19 protein-coding genes and 1 pseudogene are annotated in these 18,945 nt (G+C 50.9%); 6 read left to right on the top strand and 14 right to left on the bottom strand.

Going from position 1 to position 18,945, the window contains the following annotated elements:
- Window positions 1-3 precede the first annotated feature (3 nt).
- From pgmB to pspA, 13 genes are all read right to left on the bottom strand, one after another.
- Complete coding sequence (gene pgmB / locus WN16_RS16245; RefSeq protein WP_016150319.1) at window positions 4-672, bottom strand: beta-phosphoglucomutase; 669 nt, start codon at window positions 670-672, stop codon at window positions 4-6.
- Complete coding sequence (locus tag WN16_RS16250; protein WP_129994014.1) at window positions 669-2,945, bottom strand: glycoside hydrolase family 65 protein; 2,277 nt, start codon at window positions 2,943-2,945, stop codon at window positions 669-671. The genes pgmB and WN16_RS16250 overlap by 4 nt, the downstream gene beginning before the upstream one ends.
- On the bottom strand, window positions 2,942-3,997 hold the full coding sequence (locus tag WN16_RS16255) for a Gfo/Idh/MocA family oxidoreductase (protein WP_044700118.1): 1,056 nt from the start codon (window positions 3,995-3,997) through the stop codon (window positions 2,942-2,944). Before WN16_RS16255 ends, WN16_RS16250 begins: the two co-directional genes overlap by 4 nt.
- A gap of 10 nt (window positions 3,998-4,007) precedes the next feature.
- Window positions 4,008-4,796 carry a sugar phosphate isomerase/epimerase gene (locus WN16_RS16260; RefSeq protein ID WP_044700120.1) on the bottom strand — a complete coding sequence of 263 codons (789 nt, stop codon included), beginning with the start codon at window positions 4,794-4,796 and terminating at the stop codon, window positions 4,008-4,010.
- Between the two features lie 16 nt (window positions 4,797-4,812).
- Window positions 4,813-5,865: a zinc-binding alcohol dehydrogenase gene (locus WN16_RS16265; RefSeq protein ID WP_003843972.1), complete on the bottom strand. Its 1,053-nt coding sequence runs from the start codon at window positions 5,863-5,865 to the stop codon at window positions 4,813-4,815.
- 27 nt (window positions 5,866-5,892) lie between these two features.
- Complete coding sequence (locus WN16_RS16270) at window positions 5,893-6,735, bottom strand: carbohydrate ABC transporter permease (protein ID WP_003020474.1); 843 nt, start codon at window positions 6,733-6,735, stop codon at window positions 5,893-5,895.
- Window positions 6,722-7,603: a sugar ABC transporter permease gene (locus WN16_RS16275; protein ID WP_003840754.1), complete on the bottom strand. Its 882-nt coding sequence runs from the start codon at window positions 7,601-7,603 to the stop codon at window positions 6,722-6,724. Before WN16_RS16275 ends, WN16_RS16270 begins: the two co-directional genes overlap by 14 nt.
- A gap of 20 nt (window positions 7,604-7,623) precedes the next feature.
- The gene (locus tag WN16_RS16280; protein ID WP_003840753.1) at window positions 7,624-8,916 is read right to left on the bottom strand and encodes an ABC transporter substrate-binding protein; all 1,293 of its coding nucleotides are present in this window, start codon (window positions 8,914-8,916) and stop codon (window positions 7,624-7,626) included.
- A 16-nt stretch (window positions 8,917-8,932) separates the two neighbouring features.
- Complete coding sequence (locus tag WN16_RS16285; protein ID WP_071682003.1) at window positions 8,933-10,639, bottom strand: sugar phosphorylase; 1,707 nt, start codon at window positions 10,637-10,639, stop codon at window positions 8,933-8,935.
- 164 nt (window positions 10,640-10,803) lie between these two features.
- Window positions 10,804-11,034, bottom strand: coding sequence for a phage shock protein PspD (gene pspD, locus WN16_RS16290; protein WP_003020493.1), 231 nt, complete (start codon window positions 11,032-11,034; stop codon window positions 10,804-10,806).
- An 8-nt stretch (window positions 11,035-11,042) separates the two neighbouring features.
- Window positions 11,043-11,402 (bottom strand): envelope stress response membrane protein PspC, encoded by a 360-nt coding sequence (pspC, locus tag WN16_RS16295; protein ID WP_003020497.1) that lies wholly within the window; start codon window positions 11,400-11,402, stop codon window positions 11,043-11,045.
- Window positions 11,402-11,626, bottom strand: a complete 225-nt coding sequence (gene pspB / locus WN16_RS16300) for an envelope stress response membrane protein PspB (RefSeq protein WP_003020509.1) — start codon at window positions 11,624-11,626, stop codon at window positions 11,402-11,404. Before pspB ends, pspC begins: the two co-directional genes overlap by 1 nt.
- A gap of 54 nt (window positions 11,627-11,680) precedes the next feature.
- Window positions 11,681-12,349, bottom strand: coding sequence for a phage shock protein PspA (gene pspA / locus WN16_RS16305; RefSeq protein WP_003020532.1), 669 nt, complete (start codon window positions 12,347-12,349; stop codon window positions 11,681-11,683).
- A gap of 155 nt (window positions 12,350-12,504) precedes the next feature.
- Between pspA and pspF the strand changes: the two genes are divergently transcribed.
- Together pspF and WN16_RS16315 are read left to right on the top strand one after the other, a co-directional pair.
- Window positions 12,505-13,494: a phage shock protein operon transcriptional activator gene (pspF, locus tag WN16_RS16310; protein WP_161799276.1), complete on the top strand. Its 990-nt coding sequence runs from the start codon at window positions 12,505-12,507 to the stop codon at window positions 13,492-13,494.
- A gap of 44 nt (window positions 13,495-13,538) precedes the next feature.
- Window positions 13,539-13,826 (top strand): annotated as a pseudogene (locus WN16_RS16315) (pentapeptide repeat-containing protein); the annotation flags it as partial.
- Between the two features lie 8 nt (window positions 13,827-13,834).
- Here WN16_RS16315 and WN16_RS16320 read toward each other — a convergent pair.
- Window positions 13,835-14,158 (bottom strand): hypothetical protein, encoded by a 324-nt coding sequence (locus WN16_RS16320; RefSeq protein ID WP_044700125.1) that lies wholly within the window; start codon window positions 14,156-14,158, stop codon window positions 13,835-13,837.
- Between the two features lie 311 nt (window positions 14,159-14,469).
- On the opposite strand from WN16_RS16320, the gene sapA reads away from it, so the two are divergent.
- From sapA to sapD, 4 genes are read left to right on the top strand one after another with little or no spacing between them, the layout of a single operon-like run.
- The gene (gene sapA, locus WN16_RS16325; protein WP_103790849.1) at window positions 14,470-16,113 is read left to right on the top strand and encodes an ABC transporter substrate-binding protein SapA; all 1,644 of its coding nucleotides are present in this window, start codon (window positions 14,470-14,472) and stop codon (window positions 16,111-16,113) included.
- Complete coding sequence (gene sapB / locus WN16_RS16330; protein WP_003020545.1) at window positions 16,110-17,075, top strand: peptide ABC transporter permease SapB; 966 nt, start codon at window positions 16,110-16,112, stop codon at window positions 17,073-17,075. Before sapA ends, sapB begins: the two co-directional genes overlap by 4 nt.
- A complete protein-coding gene (gene sapC, locus WN16_RS16335) occupies window positions 17,062-17,952 on the top strand; it encodes a peptide ABC transporter permease SapC (protein WP_044700138.1) in 891 nt (296 codons plus the stop codon). Before sapB ends, sapC begins: the two co-directional genes overlap by 14 nt.
- Window positions 17,952-18,944, top strand: coding sequence for a peptide ABC transporter ATP-binding protein SapD (gene sapD / locus WN16_RS16340; protein ID WP_003020556.1), 993 nt, complete (start codon window positions 17,952-17,954; stop codon window positions 18,942-18,944). The genes sapC and sapD overlap by 1 nt, the downstream gene beginning before the upstream one ends.
- Window position 18,945 lies beyond the last annotated feature (1 nt).

Genomic DNA, 18,945 nt, shown 5'->3' on the forward strand with positions numbered 1-18,945 from the left:
CCTTTACTTGTCGTGTTGCCAGAGAGCCGATAAGCACGGCCACGTCAGAAATTCGGTTGAAGGAAGTTGCAAGCTTGCTCCGTTCAGCCCCGTACCAATGCCAACAGAGAGCATGCCGCAGGCGTTGATCGCATCAATACCCGCCTGAGCATCTTCTATGCCAATACACTGCTGCGGGTCAGCGCCAAGGCCCGCACAGGCTGCCAGAAAAATCTCCGGATCCGGTTTCGAGCGAGAAATTAGCGCGGCATCCGCACAGAAATCAAAATAAGATTTAAGATCAAGCGCTTGTAAAATCGCAGGGGCATTGAGCGACACAGAGGCCAGCCCCACCGGAATCCGCTCTTCCCGCAACGTCATCAGCAGCTCACGTATTCCCGGCAATACCGAGTTCACCGTCAACTGGCGCAAAGAATGGACATACAGTCTGTTTTTTCTCTCGGCCAATTGTGCGCAAACCTCAGGTGTAAACTCCCCCGCTTTCCCGCCATATTGCAAAATACGCTGTAGCGATTCGCCGCGACTAATCCCTTTCAGGCTGTCATTAAATGCCTCGTTAATCGCAATCCCTATTTCACCGGCTACCTGCCGCCAGGCGAGAAAATGCAGATGTGCAGTGTCGGTAATCACGCCATCTAAATCAAAAATGATGGCCTGTGGTTTGAGGATCATTCATCATCCCCTTTCGTGGTAGCGGTCCCATAAGTGGGCGAAATAATGGCGTTATTGCAGATAACTATCTCCCCCTGAACAGAGATCTCTTCCCCTTTTACCCAAAGAGTAATCTGCTCGGCGCTGTTAATACGGATTTCAGTTGCATTGATGGTTACCTGCAAATCGATACCCTGCCAGCGCAGTGGGAAAGACAGTGTTTGCCAATGTTCCGGTAATGCAGGGGCAAGATGTAACTCCCCATGGCGAACATTCACTCCGGCAAATCCCTGGATAGCGCCCAACCAGATTGCGCCCGTTGCCGCCGCATGAATACCATCATCGCAGCTGTGCGGGTCATCCCCGAGATCGATTAGCGAACCTTCGCGCCAAAACCGATACCCCTGAGCCGAATCACCACAACGCGCAGCCACAATCCCGTGAATCGCCTTACTCAAAGAGGAGTCGTGAATCGTACGTGGCTCGTAATAACGCAGGTTAGCCAGACAGGTTTGCGGGCTAAATTGCTCCGGCAACATGTAGGTCAGCATCACGACATCAGCCTGTTTGAGAATTTGCATCTCATTGACTTCTGCACGGGAGTAATCGAGCAAAATGGTCTGCTTGCCCGCTTTGGCTTTGTACTGCGACAGATCGATAACCGGTTTGTTCAGGAAGGTATCATCCTGAGGAAGCACGCCATCGGGCTGCACTTCCGGTCGCCAGAGATACTGTAAAAAATGCTCTGCGCGATGAATAAACGTGTCATCGCCACAGCCCAACCGACGGGCAAAACCCAGCGCCTGCTCTACGTTGTACCAGGCCATGTAGTTGGTGAACGCATTGTTGTTCACATGCTCAGTGTATTCATCCGGGCCAATCACATCGTGGATCTCTAAACGATCGTTGACCATGACAGCCCTGCTAATCCAGAACTTCGCCGTTTCCAGCAGTAGCGTCATGCCCTCACGGGTCATGAAGTTTAGATCCCCTGTGGCATGCCAGTAATTGATTACCGCCCAGGCAACATCCGCCACGAGGTGATGTTCAGCCTGTGCGGAGGCCACTTTTTGCCGCAGCCCGGTACGGATGTTGATCGCCGCGAATTCAGGCGTTTCCTCATCACCGCTGCGAGCGCTTTCCCACGGGAACAACGCGCCCTGCCAACCGTTACGGCGGGCTTTCTCACGCGCGCCCGGCAAATTATGCCAGCGGTAACGCAATAGACTTCTCGCGGTTTTCGGTTCGGTAAACAAGTGAAACGGTAACAAAAACACCTCAGTATCCCAGAAGATGTGGCCTTTATACCCTTCACCCGTCAGACCTTTGGCCGCAATACTGCTGCGCTCATCATGGTCTGGGGTCATCACACGCAGATGATAGAGGGCATAGTCCAGCGCGCGCTGATCGCTAATATCAGAGCTGGTAACCTGAACGCGACGAGTTTGCCACCAGGCATGCCAGTTGGCGCTCGACTCAGCCAACAGAGCGTCATATCCCTGTTGCGCGCATGCTTCAATGTTACGCAGCGACTGGCGTCCCCAGGTCTCAAGCGACAGGTTGCGTTCGCTCGTCCAGTCAACCCAACTCATTTTCGTCAGCGTGACGCGCTGCCCGGCTTGCGCCTGCACGGTGTTGTGTTGTAACAACCGACGTTCTTTCGCGGTGAAGCAGCGCTGCGCTGCGCCGTCGACGTCACAATATGAGGTGATCGCGATATCGTTGCGATTGTCCTGGGTTGTGTAAATGCCCTGCAGAAGATACTGACCAAATACTCTAATCTGTGTTTCATCCAGATGCTGACGACCATGATTGGTGATCGTGGCATCAATACCGGTTGAGATACCAATGCTGGCATCGGCATCCAGCGGCGTTACGACCACTTCCATAGCAAACAGCGGCAGCTTCTGTGCTGAGACAAACCGCCGACTCTCAATAGCGAAACGCGCCCCGCCAGGCGCATGCCAGATAAGCGCACGGCGCAATTCCCCGCTGGCAAAATCCAGTTCGCGATGCCAGCTTTCAATCACGCCGCTGGTTAGCGAGAAAATCTCGCCATTAAGCGTGATCTCCACTCCGACTACATCGGGTAGATTAACCAGTTCATTAATTTCGCCTTTACCCGCACGGTGATACAACCCAGCCAGATACATGCCACGAGTCTGTAAGGTGTAAGCTTCCTCGTGGCTGGCGCGAATTCCCATATACCCGTTACCGGTCGTCATGAGTGACGCATATTTATTCAGGCTGTGTGGGCAAAAAGCCGGTTCAGTTAGCATTACTGGCTTCGTCATAAGTCTACGTAGGTCCCTGTTTCAGCCGATTGGTACAGTGCGGCAACCAGTTGTTGAATAACGACGCCCTGCTCTGCGTCAGCAATAGTGACAGGCTCGCCCTGGACATGGTTAACGAAGGCTTCCATGCTGCGATAATGACGGTTGTCATCAGCCATCTCGCGCGCAAGCAGCACGTCAAGCGTACCATCACGGTCGGTGTAAACCTGGGCCGGGAATAACGTCGCCCCCGCCAAATCGCCGCAGAAATTAACGTTCATAATCGATTGTTCAGGAATATTCAGCGCGAAAGAGGTTTCCAGGCGCAGGATACCGCCGTTATGAAATTCAATCGTGCCGAACAAAGAATCCTCCACGGTATATGTAGTGGGATCCCATTTCCCAAACTGACCGCTGTTTTTAATCGTGCCAATGCGTTGATAGCTGTGCGCGTTAACACGCTTTACCGCCGGGAACCCCAGCACATACATGGCGGCATCAAGCATATGAATACCGAGATCAATCAGCGGCCCGCCGCCCTGCAGTTCTTTGTTGGTAAACACTCCCCAGCCGGGCACGCCGCAGCGGCGCAAAGCGCGGACATTGGTGACATAGATTTCACCCAGAATACCGGCCATCACCTGCTCACGAAGTAGTTGCGTATCCAGCGCAAAACGATGATGAAAATCATAAGCCAGTACTTTTCCCACCCGACGCGCCGTTTTACACATTTCCAACGCCTCGTCTGGCGTCATTGCCGGAGGTTTCTCGCACATCACATGGCATCCAGCGTTCAATGCCAACATGGTGTGTTCATAATGAAAGCGATTGGGCGAGCAGATGCTGACGATACCTGGCTTAGCTTCGCGTAACATCGTTTGCGGATCGTCCCAAACCTGCGGATTACCGTATTTTTCTGCAAACAACCGCGCCTGTGACAGGCGGCTGTCGCAGACAGCCACCAGTTCCAGATCGTTGCGGGTGCAGTAGTACGAAGCATGAACTTTATCCGCCACCTGCCCGGCACCAATAATGGCGACACGTAACGGAGCGCTTGTCAGTGCACTTTTCACGGAAATCCTCTTAGCAAGTACGCAGCCAGGCCAGTGACTGACGATACGCTTCCGGCAGATTCTCTGCTCGTACGCGCCCTTCGTACACAACGTAGCCCTGATAATTATCTTCACGTAACTGGTCAAACAGTGCAGTGAAATCCAGCGTACCGCTTCCCGGCTGATAACGATGGTTATCCGCAATATGGACGTGACCCAGCAGATCGCGATTGTCGTGCAGCGCCTGTGCCATATCGTCTTCTTCGATATTCATATGGTAAAAATCACCAATGATTTGCACATGCTTCAGATTATTTTCCACGATATAGCGACGGGCATCCGCCAGGGTGTTGATCATATGATCCTGATAGCGGTTGAGCGGTTCCAGATACACCACCGTACCCGTACGCTGGGCAACTTTATCAAGATAAATCAATGAATCACTGATAGCTTTACGATCGCCTTCCTGGCTACGCGGAGAGGTCATCGGCGGTAGGCGGAAGGTAAACATGCCCCATGCAGCAGGTACAATAATGCCTTGTCCGCCAACTTCGGCCAGCGCTTCGAGAATGCGGGTAATCTGCCGCAACCCGTTTAAACGACGCTCTTCGATAAAATCACCGATCCAACCGTCATATCCTCCACACGCAGTGGTAACAGGCAAACCTGTTTCTTTGACCGCCGCTTTTACTTCATCAAGGTTATTGACCAGCAACTTACCGTCAATTTCAAAACCGTCGAATCCCATCTCTTTGATGTAACGGAATTTCTCGAGAATATTTTCCGGGAAAAAAGCCTGATTCTGTGTTCCAATTTTCATCTTCTGCATTCCTTAATTAAAACGTCACACCCATTTTGATGCTCTTTTCCGGATGGCGATCGACATACTGCATATAGCTTTCCGGGCTGCTGGCGAAAGTCACTACCGGGTCGATCAGTTCTTCACAGTTCAGGTAACCGTTCATCAACAGTTCCCAGCAGGTCTCCTCAATACGCTTGCGGCTCCAGCGCGGATAATCTGGATTCGGTTCACTGCAGGCGCGAGAGAAGACAATTTTGGCGTTGTTGAAGTGCGCTTCACGCCCCAGGTTGAAACCTTCAGCAAAAGGTTTCGCGAAAGCGACATAGGAAATGGTTCCACCATAGGCCAGACCGCGTAACGCCGACTGCAGCGCATCTGCATAGCCACTGGTTTCGATGATCACATCTGCGCCCTGCTTACCGGTCAGCTTCTTAATTTCCATGCCTACATCGGTGCCAATCGGATTCAGACAGAAATCCGCGCCATGGCGACGCGCGATATCGCAGCGATGGGCAATCGGATCCACGCCGATGACCACTGAGGCTCCCGCTTTCTTAGCCAGTTGCACGGCAATCTGGCCAATTGCGCCTAAGCCCACGACGACCACAAAGTCACCGACGCGCACATTGGCGTCGCGCACACCGCTCATGGCGAACTGTGCCGGGTCATAGCACACGGCATTTTTCCACGAACTGCCTTCAGGCATTTTGCGTAGTTTGTAGTTGTTCACCGCATTAAAAATAACCGTTTCAGCCAGAGGACCGTAGCCGCAAACTGAATCACCAACGGCGTATTCGGTCACATCGCTGCCACACTCAATAACATCGCCCACCACCATATTGCCAAGCTGGAATTTACCGAATTCGATCCCGCGTGGTGCCTCTTCCGGACGCGGCATAAACATTTGCCATTCACCGTTAAAATCTTCGTCAATAAACGGGCTGGCAGCGCGAAAATCGACTACTTCCGTGCCATGTTTCGGCGCGCCAAATTTAACGCGAACTTTAACTTCATTGGCGGATACCGCTCTGTCTTCATATTCCACCAGCGCTGCAACGCGCGGTTCTGTGGCAACTAACTTCTTCATTTACAACTCCTTAATTAAACTGGCCGCTTAGCCTTTCACGCCGCCAGCGGTCAAACCACTTTTAATAAAACGTTCGGAAAGCGCATACATAATGACCACCGGCAATGCAGTGACTAACGATGCAGCCATCATGCGTCCCCAGATATAGTCAGGTGTACTGAACAGCGCGTTCAGACCGACCGGTAAGGTAAAATTGCTGGCGCTGGAAAGGAAAATCGAAGCAAACAGATAGTCATTCCACGCCACCATAAAGCAGTACACAAAGACCGAAACCAGACCAGACATTGCCAACGGCACGGTAATACGAAAGATGATCTGCAGACGGTTCAACCCATCCATCATCGCGGCTTCTTCGATCTCATCCGGAATGGTGTCGAAATAGCTTTTCAACATGAACACTGCGGTCGGCAGCGTCTGGGTGACCATAGTGATAATCAACGCCATTTCGGTGTCGTAGATGCCGAGTGCCGTAATGATCTTGAATAACGGCACCACCAGCAGGATCCCCGAAAACATGTACACCGTGTAAAAACTGGCATTGATGGTCATTCGTCCCTTAAAACGCAGGCGGGAAAGCGCATACGCCCCGAGCACGCCCAGAAATACCGCCACCACCGAAGAAGTCACCGATACCACCAGGCTATTACGGAAGTAGTCAACAAACGGGAAAATCATCGGGTTGAAGATGTCGATGTAATGTTCCAGCGTCCATTGCTGCGGTAACAGCGTCGGATGCAGCGAAATCGCCTCTTTTGCGCTTTTAAATGAGGTCATCAGCATCACAAAAAATGGAAATAGCGTGATGCCCAGGAAGACAATTAATCCACAGTAAAAGCCAATGCGGCCAAGCGTGCGCTTATTTGTTGCCATTGAGGTTCACCCGTTTTCTGGTCAGCAGGATAACAGCGAAAATGATGACGAAGAGGACAACAGAAATCGCGGCCGCTTTTCCTAAGTCATTAAATGCAAACGCTGTTTTATAGAGATAGACCCCGAGAATATCGACTTTAGTGGTCAGCAGATAAACATCGGCGAACATATAAAACATCCAGATCGTACGCAGTGTGACTACGGTCGCCAGTACCGGCATGATCGCTGGCAGCGTGACGATGCGAAACCGTTGCCAGGCGTTCGCGCCATCCATTTCTGCCGCCTCATACAACGATTTATCAATAGTCTGTAAAATCGCCAGAAACGAGATAAAGGCATACGGGAAGTAGCGCCAGATGGCGAACAACACGACCAGCGCGAAGCTGCTACCGGGATTGTCGAACCACAGCGGAGCCTGATCGTAGAGATGCAACAGATCCACGCCGAGGTAGTTCACAATGCCGTAGCCGTTGTTGAACATGTATTTCCAGGCAAACACCAGCGAAATTGATGGCGTTACGTAAGAGAGGATGACCAGTGAGCGCGCAGTTTTCCGCAGACGAAACTCACGGTTAAAAAACATCGCCACTCCCAGCCCCAGCACCGTGCTCCCTGCCACAACCAGCGCGGTATACCAGACCGTCATCCACAGCGAATGCCAGAATCCGGGATCGGATAAGATACGGATATAGTTGCTCAGCCCGACAAACGTAGACTCAATTTGCGGATTAAGCGGCAAACGCATAAAGCTGATTTCGATGTTAGATATCATTGGCCACGCCACTAAACCGCCCAATAACAGCAAGCTGGGCGCCAGCAGCAGCATGGCAAATGGCATATCAGATCGACCTGAAAAGAACTTATTCATCACGGCTTTCCATTTCCCCATTAGCGTTGTTCAACGAGGTCATCCAGTTTTGTCTGGCTTGCCTTGATGGTCGATGAAAGGTCAGCTTTTCCTACCGTGACGTTGTGCACCATGGTACTCACGATGCCGGAGCCGGTTACGTCGCCCATGCGGGTAAAGTTCTTATCACCGACGGCACCAAAGACCTGAATATTTGGCAGTTCGGCAATCAGTTGATCGGGTAATTCACCCAGCGCTTTGATAACAGCGTTATCTTTCCACGTCGAAGTATTCACCACCGCTTTGTTGACCGGCAGCGCCGCCCCTGGCGACATCATGACCCAGTCCGCAATGTTGTCTGCCTGCTCCATAAAGGTGACAAATTTCTCTGCCGCTTCTGTTTCTTCGGTTTTTTGACCTGCGGTAATGGTCAGCGACGTCAGCATGCCGTAAACAGCGGAATTTTTTTCCGTCGGCACCATAAAGCCAACATTTTTAGGATCGCCCTCTTTGATCACCGCCGGGAGGATATAGGTGGAATAAATCGCCATTGGCGCCGTGCCGTTCATGAAAGCATCTTTGACTTCCATGATGTCGTTCGAGCCAGGCATAGTGTTCATGGCAAGTTGGCGGTAATACTGCAACGCCTGCGCCATTTCAGGTGTGTCGAGCGTAATCTTTCCCTGCGCATCAAAAACGTTGGCCTGGTTAGAGAGCGCAAACTGGGAGAATGACTGTTCGGTCAAAACGCTTTCTGCCGTCGGCAGCGCAATGCCGTATTTCTTACTGCCAGGATTGTTGAGCTTCTGCGCCACGTTTAGCAATTGCTGCCAGTCTTTTGGCTCTTCCAGTCCGGCTTTTGCCAGCACATCTTTGCGGTACCAGATCCCGCCAATCCAGGCGCTGACCGGAACCCCGGTCCATGCACTACCGTCTTCAGTGCGTACAATACGCAGGACACCATCATAAAAAGTACCCTCACCTACACCGTTGATGACCTGCGCTACCGCTTTACGGTCGATGAGGGATTCTTTATCCATAACTTTCGCGTAGTCATGGCTGGTTTCAATGACTTCAGGTAGTGAACCGCTGCGCGCCAGGGTGATGACCTTGGTGTTGTAAGCATCTTCTTCCACAGGAACCTGTTTGACGCTGATGCCCGGGTTTTCTTTTTCAAAACGCTCAATCAGTTTTGCAATGACCGCCTGCCGCTCCTGCTCAACAGAAGAGTGCATAAATTCAATCGCGACAGAGGACTTTTTATCATCCTTACACCCGGAAACCAGGGCGCAGGAAACCAGTGCTGAAATCAGCACAATTTTAGCTTTAAGCATGAAATGTTCCTTTTTATTACTTAACCCACATGACCTGCCAGGCGTACAACGTTAATTCCTTACCGGAAATAGTTTTACCGCCAATCAAATCAACTCCATTTTCTATATCAATACAAATGGTTTGAGTATGACCGCTGACATTAAATAACCCGGTAATTTCCTCACCTGTTTCCGCAGTACGTTTAATTTGCATTACGGCTGGTGTAATACTGTTAATTTGAAAATCACTATCAGGATGAAATGCTTTATTATTACGACGTATTACAATTAGTCGGGATAACTCATGATAAATAGCGTGACGCAAACTGGTTTCATCTGCCAGCTCCGCTTCTATTTGTCTCACCTGATATTTTTTGCGGTTGATCGCGCGGTTATAACCGAACGTCTCAACACCTTTATAATCATTGCGTGATCCAAGTATGCTTTGAATGTAAACCGCCGGCACGCCTGGAAAACTCAGCAAAATGGCATGTGCGAGAATAAAGCGAGAAAACCGTTCGGCATCGCTACAATTACCAGGGGTTAGCGCATCCATATATGTCACGTTAATTTCATACGGGCTGCGACTGCCATCAGGATTATTTTTCCAGTTAACCAGCGCACCTTCCTGTTGTAGTTCTGTCACCAGCCGCATGATCTCGTCTTCAGGCAACAAACCGCGTAATGGGTTGAGACCAATGCCATCATGTGATGCGAGAAAATTAAACCAGGTTGTCTCACCAGACGGCAGCTCCAGTGATTGCGCCCACTGGCACAATATCGACGTGTCCTGGCGTTGTACCGCATGCAGCACCAGCGGCGGCAGCGAGAACTGGTACACCATATGCGCTTCATCATGGCCATTACCGTAGTAGGACACGTTATCCTTATGCGGGACGTTGGTTTCGGTAATAATCGCCGTACCAGGCGCCGCGCAGTCCGCAATAGCGCGGAATAGTTTGATAAGCTGATGCGTTTTTTCCAGATGAATACAGCTCGTTCCAGGCTCTTTCCACATAAAGCCAACCGCATCCAGGCGAACATAATCTGCGCCCTGCTCAAGATAGCTCAGCAGCACATCGACCATTGCCAGTAACACCACCGGGTTGGCATAATTGAGATCGATCTGGTCATCGCTGAACGTCGTCCATAAATGGCGCACGGTGTTATCTTTTAGCGTAAATGGTGTCAGTAACGGTAATGTGCGTGGACGTGTGACGTTGCTCAGGTCCGTATCAGGATCCATTGCAATAAAGAAATTTTCATAACCGTCAAGTTGTTGCAAATAATTATTAAACCACTCGCTTTTAGCTGACATATGGTTACAAACAAAATCAAACATCAGTCGACTGGACTCACCTAATTCCTTAATATCATTCCAGTCACCGGTTTCTTCGGCAACCTGATGGTAATTAATCACGGAAAAACCATCATCCGATGACCACGGATAAAATGGCAGAAGATGCACATGAGAAAATGTCGACTTAAACCATTCATTATAAAACTGATTAAACGTCGGCAACGGTTTTTTACCAACCCCGTGGAATTGATCGGCGTAGGTAATAAGCACCACATCGCCCTCATCCCAATGCGCTTTACGGATTTTTTTAATTAATCCCTGTGATTTCTCTAAACGTGCAAACAGCGCTTCATAGTGGCATGAAGTAAATGTATGACCATAAACTTCTGTCAGGCATTTTTGGATTTTTTGGTTCACCTTCGATTCTCGTGGTAGCGGTCCCATGAACCAAGAGACTACTCTGCGTAAAATAAGCTGTCAATTAGCTGAGGTGGTCTGAAGGGGGGTAAAAAAAGAATTTTGGCAGCCAAAAAATCGTATTTGTGAGCTGCCGCAAATTAACTGAGGGAATGTTGATTAATTGTTGCTTGCTTTTACTGATTCAAATATCAGGTTCGATTACCGGAATATCGTTTCGACAATTTTGCCGCAGCCCGACTCAACACAGGTTCCAGAACCAACGCCAGCAGCATTTTTAGCGGGCGTCGGGCGACGGATTTCACCGCCCACCCTGCTACCCCCGCCGGGCCGTAGCGAAGCGCCGTTAAAAGCACCAGCTTACCTGCTATTTTAAAGCCCGGCTTAACCCTTTGCCCGGCACGTTGCCAGCGATTGTTCATTTCTAACCTCACAATTGGCGGAAACGACTACGTAAGGAAAAAGTATCGGACGTCACATAACGTTCCATTTCACGCAAACGCTTTTCACTAGCCGCCAGCTCGCGATCGACGGCATCCAACAGCTCACCGCTTGATGGCTGCTGCTCGCCGGAAACCACATTGTCCGGCATCGGATCCAACACAAATGTCAGCACGATATAGGCGACGAAGGTGAAAAAGGCCAGACCAAAAAAGACTGACAGCACCACCAGGATCCGTACCAGCTTCACAGGCACATCGAGATAATGCGCAATACCTGCACAAACCCCCTTCACCATGCCCTGCTGCGGAATACGCCACAGTTTTTTGTTCAGATTAACGCCTCCCATTAGCGGTCCCTCCAGTTTGGATGTTCAGCATCAAGGATGTCTTCCAGCGCCTGAATGCGCTCGCGCATCCGCTGTGCGTCATCGTTGAGTTCGACCAAACGTTGCTGTTCACTTTGCGACAGTTCGCCACGACTGGAACGGTTGCTGTAATGCAGCCAGAGCCAAATCGGTAAAACAAACAACACAAAGATAGTTAACGGGATAGCCAGAAATAGCGCGCTCATGAGTACTCCTTACAGGTGATGAGCGGCGGCGCGTTCGGGCGCCGCCAGATGTTATTATTGCTTGTCTTGCTGCATTTTGGCTTTAAGTTGCGCCAGCTGCTCGCTGATTTCATCATCTGCTTTCAGGTCAGCAAATTGCTGATCCAGGGACTTCTGTTTACCGAAATTATGGCTTTCAGCCTCAGCTTCCATCTGATCGATACGACGCTCGAAAGATTCAAAGCGCGCCATCGCTTCATCAAGTTTACCGCTGTCCAGTTGACGACGAACATCACGTGAAGAACTCGCTGCCTGATGACGTAACATCAGTGCCTGCTGACGAGCACGGGTTTCACTGAGTTTATTTTCCAGCTCACCAATCTCTTTTTTCATACGCGCCAGCGTATCGTCGACCAGCGTGACTTCATGCTCCAGAGAGGCAATCAGGTCAGTCAATTTCTGTTTTTCGATTAACGCAGAACGCGCCAAATCTTCTTTCTCTTTGCGCAGCGCCAGCTCAGCTTTTTCTTGCCACTCTGCCTGTTGCGCGCTGGCCTGTTCGATACGACGAGATAATTGTTTCTTTTCTGCCAGAGCGCGTGCGGAGTTTGAACGCACCTCAACCAGCGTATCTTCCATTTCCTGGATCATTAACCGCACCAGCTTCTGCGGATCTTCAGCCTTTTCCAGCAACGCATTAATGTTGGCGTTCACGATGTCGGCAAAACGAGAAAAAATACCCATAATGTAATCCTCACTTACTGTTCTGATATCGGGCTAAGCCCTGCTGATTTCGTAATGCACTTGGCGTGCCAACTTTTTATCTCATTGATTTTAATAATTATATCTAATTTTACCTGGCGAGAGAATTAGGGTAAATTGGTGAATAACACTAACAAATGGTGAATTTCATCATGGCAGGATACAAAGACAATCTTCTGGGTGAAGCAAACAGCTTTATTGAAGTGCTGGAGCAGGTTTCTCATCTGGCACCGCTGGATAAGCCTGTCCTGGTTATCGGTGAGCGAGGTACTGGGAAAGAGCTTATTGCCAACCGCCTGCACTATCTGTCCACCCGTTGGCAAGGCCCGTTTATTTCGCTTAACTGCGCAGCGCTCAACGAGAACTTGCTTGATTCCGAACTGTTTGGTCACGAAGCAGGTGCCTTTACCGGCGCTCAAAAACGCCATCCTGGACGTTTCGAACGCGCCGACGGCGGTACACTGTTTCTCGATGAACTGGCAACCGCCCCGATGTTGGTGCAGGAAAAATTGCTGCGCGTTATTGAATATGGAGAGCTGGAACGTGTTGGCGGCAGCCAGCCGTTGCAGGTTAACGTACGACTTGTTTGTGCAACCAATGCCGACTTACCTCGCATGGTCAACGAAGGTACTTTTCGCGCGGACCTGCTGGATCGTCTGGCCTTTGACGTAGTGCAACTCCCACCGTTACGCGAACGCCAAAGCGACATAATGTTAATGGCCGAGCATTTTGCCATTCAGATGTGCCGCGAGATCGGGTTACCACTGTTTCCAGGGTTTAGTGCCGAAGCCAGAGAAACGCTCCTCCACTACCGTTGGCCGGGCAATATTCGTGAACTGAAAAACGTCGTGGAGCGATCCGTTTATCGACATGGGACCAGTGATTACCCGCTGGATGAGATAATCATTGACCCCTTCCGCCGTCATGTCGTGGAATCTCAGGTGCAGGAAGCAAAACCAACATCTGTAGCATTACCGCTGGATCTTCGTGAATTCCAGCAGCAACAAGAGAAAGACTTTCTACAAACCAGCTTACTGCTGGCTAAATTTAACCAGAAAAAAGCCGCTGAATTACTGGGTCTCACTTATCATCAGCTACGAGCCTTGCTGAAGAAGCACCAGATCTAGCACGCATTTGCAAGTGTCATACTGGCGGGTTTGACGCATAACCTCATCTAAGCTACGCCAATTTTTCGAAAGTCGTGTTGGAAAAGTGTGAGCTGCGGGAGAACCGCTGGATGGGGACTCAGGTACTGGGTGCGACATTCAGTGGCTCAGATCTCTCCGGCGGCGAGTTTTCTACTTTCGACTGGCAAGCAGCAAACTTCGCACATTGCGATCTGACCAATTCGGAGTTAGGTGACTTAGATATTCGGGGTGTTGATTTACAAGGCGTTAAGTTAGACAACTACCGGGCATCGTTGCTCATGGAGCGGCTTGGTATCGCTGTGATTGGTTAGCCCAGCGTTTACACCGGGAGATGCGTTTGACGATTTACTTTTAACCAGTACGACTCCTGGCAAGCATTGTGAAACGTTTTCTCCAGTGGACGAATATCCTGACCTGCCGCATCAACGACATGCCATCTAATGCTGCATTCCGGACAGGCATTTGATGAATATTTAACCAATTCATTTTCGCGAGAATAACGAATAACCACTCCCGAATCATGAAGCCATGTCTTATTTATAATCTCAACTTCAGCCATGTCATCCCGTTTACTGACATCCTCAATACAAATAACATTTTTGCCTATTTTTATAGCATTGACATAATCCGCTAAGTTGCTCATTTATTAAATATTCCCGTTGATTCGTACACTAACGCATTGTAATCGCTTACGCATTTTGTCACAGCGAGGAAACCGTAACAAATTACGCCAACTGTCCACATCCTGCACCGCGTTTATAGCAAGTCAGATGGGGCATGAAAATGCTAAGATAGTTAACAGAGTAGATTCAAAGTGGATAGCAGGTATGAATTTTGACCATGACGCGGTGTTGAACTCGCGCTTATCGAACCTGTTGCTCCCAAAAACAAACGGTAATGGCAAATGTCATTAAGTATTAGTAAGATAGCCTCTTTATATAATCCATTAAAATTATGCGCCTGGTTTTATCATCTCTGATCGTGATGGCTGGATTTCTGAGTGGTCAGGCTGCTGCTGCGCCTGAGCAAGCTTCGCACGCTGATATCAGTGACAGTGGGTTTGTCTATTGCGTCAGCGGGCAGGTCAATACGTTCAACCCGCAAAAAACGAGCAGTGGTCTCATCGTCGACACGTTAGCGGCCCAATTGTATGACCGACTGCTTGATGTAGATCCCTACACCTATCGACTGGTGCCTGAGCTGGCTGAAAGCTGGGAGGTGCTGGATAACGGCGCAACCTACCGCTTCCATCTGCGTCGTGACGTACAGTTTCAAAAGACCGCCTGGTTCACTCCCACCCGCAAACTGAATGCAGACGATGTGGTGTTTACCTTCGAGCGCATTTTTGATCGCCACCATCCATGGCACAATGTGAACGGCAGCAATTTCCCCTACTTCGACAGCCTGCAGTTCGCCGATAACGTCCAAAGTGTGCGCAAACTGGACAACAACACCGTTGAATTCCGCTTAACTCAACCTGATGCCTCCTTCATGTGGCATCTTGCCACACACTATGCCTCCGTAATGTCGGCGGAATATGCGGCTAACCTGGCAAAACAGGATCGTCAGGAACTGCTCGACAGACAACCTGTCGGCACAGGACCGTACCAACTTTCGGAGAATCGTGCCGGCCAATATATTCGGTTGCAGCGGCATGAAAAATTCTGGCGTGGCACTCCTCTGATGCCGCAGGTGGTAGTGGACCTCGGTTCTGGCGGAACCGGACGGTTATCAAAGTTACTGACCGGCGAATGTGACGTTTTAGCCTGGCCTGCCGCCAGCCAGCTCAGCATATTGCGTGATGACCCTCGCCTGCGTCTGACGCTGCGCCCGGGGATGAACATTGCCTACCTGGCGTTCAACACCAATAAACCGCCGTTGAATAACCCTGCCGTGCGGCATGCGCTGGCGCTAGCGATCAACAACCAACGGTTAATGCAGTCTATCTACTACGGGACGGCAGAAACCGCGGCATCTATTTTGCCTCGCGCCTCGTGGGCTTATGATAACGAAGCTAAAATTACAGAGTACAACCCGGCAAAATCGCGCGAGCAGCTAAAAGCGCTGGGGCTGGAGAATCTGACGTTACAACTTTGGGTCCCTACCAGCTCTCAGGCCTGGAACCCCAGTCCGCTGAAAACCGCAGAGCTGATTCAGGCAGATATGGCTCAGGTGGGTGTGAAAGTGAAGATCATCCCGGTAGAAGGCCGTTTTCAGGAGGCAAGATTAATGGATATGAACCATGATCTGACGTTATCCGGCTGGGCGACGGACAGTAACGATCCTGACAGTTTTTTCCGGCCGTTGCTCAGCTGTGCCGCCATCAATTCACAGACCAACTTTGCCCACTGGTGTAATCCGCAGTTTGACAGCATTCTGCGCAAAGCCCTCTCTTCGCAGCAGCTTTCATCGCGAATAGATGCCTATGACGAAGCGCAAAATATTCTGGCGCAAGAGTTACCGATCCTGCCGCTGGCCTCTTCACTGCGTCTACAGGCTTACCGCTACGACATCAAAGGGCTGGTACTCAGTCCGTTCGGCAATTCCTCTTTTGCCGGGGTGTCCCGGGAAAAGAAAGATGAGGTGAAAAAACCATGATTATCTTCACCCTGCGTCGATTTTTGTTGCTGCTGGTCACCCTGTTCTTTCTGACCTTTATTGGATTCAGCCTGAGCTACTTCACACCTCATGCGCCGTTACAGGGCGCATCGTTGTGGAACGCCTGGGTATTCTGGTTCAATGGTCTCATTCACTGGGATTTCGGCGTATCCAGTATCAACGGTCAGTTGATCTCAGAACAGCTGAAAGAGGTGTTCCCGGCCACAATGGAACTGTGCATTCTTGCCTTTGGTTTTGCACTAATGGTCGGGATCCCCGTTGGTATGCTGGCAGGCATCACGCGCAACAAATGGCAGGATCGTTGCATCAGCGCATTGGCTCTGATGGGGTTTTCTATCCCCGTTTTTTGGCTGGCTCTGCTGCTGACATTGCTCTTCTCACTGACCCTCGGCTGGTTACCCGTTTCCGGGCGTTTTGATCTTCTCTACGAGGTGAAACCCGTTACCGGTTTTGCCATTATTGATGCGTGGATCTCCGACTCACCCTGGCGCGATGAAATGCTGGTCAGCGCTATCCGTCATATGGTGCTCCCGGTGCTAACGCTCTCCGTTGCGCCCACCACCGAAGTCATCCGCCTGATGCGTATCAGCACCATTGAGGTCTTTGATCAGAACTACGTCAAAGCGGCGGCCACACGCGGTTTGTCACGCTTAACGATTCTGCGCCGTCACGTTCTGCACAACGCCCTCCCGCCGGTGATCCCGCGTCTGGGCTTACAGTTTTCCACCATGCTGACGCTGGCGATGATCACCGAGATGGTCTTTAGCTGGCCTGGTCTTGGCCGTTGGTTGATTAACGCGATTCGCCAGCAGGATTACGCGGCGATTTCAGCGGGCGTTATGGTTATTGGCTCACTGGTTATCATCGTCAACGTTATCTCTGATATTTTGGGTGCTATGGCTAACCCTCTGAAACATAAGGAATGGTATGCCTTACGATAGCGTCTATAGCGAAAAACGCCCGCCAGGTACGTTGCGCACCGCATGGCGCAATTTCTATGGTGATGCAACTGCGATGATCGGCCTGTACGGCTGCGCGGGATTGGCTGTTTTGTGTATTTTTGGTGGTTGGTTTGCCCCTTACGGCATCGATCAGCAATTTCTCGGCTATCAGCTTTTACCGCCGTCATGGTCACGCTATGGCGAAGTCTCTTTCTTCCTCGGAACTGACGATCTGGGACGAGACGGTTTAAGTCGTCTGCTCAGCGGCGCGGCCCCGACCGTTGGAGGCGCGTTTGTCGTCACTCTTGCCGCCACACTGTGTGGCCTTGTATTGGGCGTAGTTGCCGGTGCGACGCACGGCTTGCGCTCCGCAGTGCTGAACCACATTCTGGACACCCTGCTGTCGATCCCTTCTCTGCTGCTGGCGATTATTGTGGTGGCCTTTGCCGGACCGCATCTGACACACGCCATGTTTGCGGTCTGGCTGGCGTTGCTGCCGCGCATGGTGCGCTCCGTTTACAGCATGGTGCATGACGAGCTGGAGAAAGAATACGTCATTGCCGCTCGCCTGGATGGTGCAACCACACTGAATATTCTGTGGTTTGCCGTTCTGCCCAATATTACCGCCGGTCTGATTACTGAAATCACCCGCGCACTGTCGATGGCGATTCTGGATATCGCCGCGCTGGGTTTTCTCGACCTTGGCGCACAGCTGCCATCCCCGGAATGGGGGGCCATGCTCGGCGACGCGCTGGAGCTGATTTATGTCGCACCGTGGACGGTCATGCTGCCAGGCGCAGCAATTATGATAAGCGTGCTGCTGGTTAACCTACTGGGTGACGGCGTGCGCCGCGCAATTATTGCGGGGGTGGAATAATGCCATTACTGGATATCCGCAACCTGACGATTGAATTCAGAACCGGTGACGACTGGGTTAAGGCAGTTGATCGCGTCAGCATGACCCTCAACGAGGGTGAAATCCGCGGGCTGGTCGGCGAGTCTGGTTCCGGCAAAAGTCTGATCGCTAAGGCCATTTGCGGCGTCGCTAAAGATAACTGGCGCGTAACCGCAGACCGTATGCGTTTTGATGATATCGATCTGCTACGCCTTTCCGCGCGTGAACGACGCAAACTGGTCGGTCATAACGTCTCCATGATTTTTCAGGAGCCACAGTCATGTCTCGATCCGTCCGAGCGGATCGGACGGCAGCTAATGCAAAATATTCCCGCCTGGACTTACAAGGGCCGCTGGTGGCAGCGCATTGGCTGGCGCAAACGCCGTGCGATTGAACTCTTACACCGCGTCGGGATAAAAGACCATAAAGATGCCATGCGCAGCTTCCCATATGAGCTAACCGACGGCGAATGCCAGAAGGTCATGATCGCTATCGCATTGGCGAATCAGCCGCGTTTGCTGATTGCCGATGAACCGACGAACGCGATGGAGCCAACCACCCAGGCGCAAATTTTCCGTCTGCTAACCCGTCTGAATCAAAACAGCAATACCACCATTTTGTTGATAAGCCATGACCTGCAAATGCTCAGCCAGTGGGCTGACAAAATCAACGTGATGTACTGCGGACAAACGGTGGAAACCGCGCCAAGTAAAGATTTGGTGACCATTCCGCATCATCCTTATACTCAAGCGTTGATTCGCGCTATTCCTGATTTTGGTAGCGCAATGCCGCACAAAAGCCGCCTGAATACCATGCCAGGAGCAATTCCATTGCTGGAACAATTACCCATCGGCTGTCGTCTGGGGCCGCGCTGCCCTTATGCACAACGCGAATGTATTGAAACCCCAAGACTGACCGGAGCAAAGAATCATCTCTACGCCTGTCATTTCCCGCTGAACATGGAGAGAGAGTGAC

This window comes from Citrobacter sp. ABFQG (assembly GCF_004322975.1).
Taxonomy (GTDB): domain Bacteria; phylum Pseudomonadota; class Gammaproteobacteria; order Enterobacterales; family Enterobacteriaceae; genus Citrobacter; species Citrobacter freundii.

Bases quoted from the DNA above. Each gene is read 5' to 3' on its own strand.
- pspD (WP_003020493.1), bottom strand. From the start codon at position 11,034: ATGAACAATCGCTGGCAACGTGCCGGGCAAAGGGTTAAGCCGGGCTTT.
- WN16_RS16260 (WP_044700120.1), bottom strand. From the start codon at position 4,796: ATGAAAATTGGAACACAGAATCAGGCTTTTTTCCCGGAAAATATTCTC.
- WN16_RS16265 (WP_003843972.1), bottom strand. From the start codon at position 5,865: ATGAAGAAGTTAGTTGCCACAGAACCGCGCGTTGCAGCGCTGGTGGAA.
- pspC (WP_003020497.1), bottom strand. From the start codon at position 11,402: ATGGGAGGCGTTAATCTGAACAAAAAACTGTGGCGTATTCCGCAGCAG.
- WN16_RS16270 (WP_003020474.1), bottom strand. From the start codon at position 6,735: ATGGCAACAAATAAGCGCACGCTTGGCCGCATTGGCTTTTACTGTGGA.
- sapC (WP_044700138.1), top strand. From the start codon at position 17,062: ATGCCTTACGATAGCGTCTATAGCGAAAAACGCCCGCCAGGTACGTTG.
- sapB (WP_003020545.1), top strand. From the start codon at position 16,110: ATGATTATCTTCACCCTGCGTCGATTTTTGTTGCTGCTGGTCACCCTG.
- WN16_RS16275 (WP_003840754.1), bottom strand. From the start codon at position 7,603: ATGAATAAGTTCTTTTCAGGTCGATCTGATATGCCATTTGCCATGCTG.
- sapA (WP_103790849.1), top strand. From the start codon at position 14,470: ATGCGCCTGGTTTTATCATCTCTGATCGTGATGGCTGGATTTCTGAGT.
- pgmB (WP_016150319.1), bottom strand. From the start codon at position 672: ATGATCCTCAAACCACAGGCCATCATTTTTGATTTAGATGGCGTGATT.
- pspA (WP_003020532.1), bottom strand. From the start codon at position 12,349: ATGGGTATTTTTTCTCGTTTTGCCGACATCGTGAACGCCAACATTAAT.
- pspB (WP_003020509.1), bottom strand. From the start codon at position 11,626: ATGAGCGCGCTATTTCTGGCTATCCCGTTAACTATCTTTGTGTTGTTT.
- WN16_RS16320 (WP_044700125.1), bottom strand. From the start codon at position 14,158: ATGAGCAACTTAGCGGATTATGTCAATGCTATAAAAATAGGCAAAAAT.
- WN16_RS16250 (WP_129994014.1), bottom strand. From the start codon at position 2,945: ATGACGAAGCCAGTAATGCTAACTGAACCGGCTTTTTGCCCACACAGC.
- pspF (WP_161799276.1), top strand. From the start codon at position 12,505: ATGGTGAATTTCATCATGGCAGGATACAAAGACAATCTTCTGGGTGAA.
- sapD (WP_003020556.1), top strand. From the start codon at position 17,952: ATGCCATTACTGGATATCCGCAACCTGACGATTGAATTCAGAACCGGT.
- WN16_RS16280 (WP_003840753.1), bottom strand. From the start codon at position 8,916: ATGCTTAAAGCTAAAATTGTGCTGATTTCAGCACTGGTTTCCTGCGCC.
- WN16_RS16285 (WP_071682003.1), bottom strand. From the start codon at position 10,639: ATGGGACCGCTACCACGAGAATCGAAGGTGAACCAAAAAATCCAAAAA.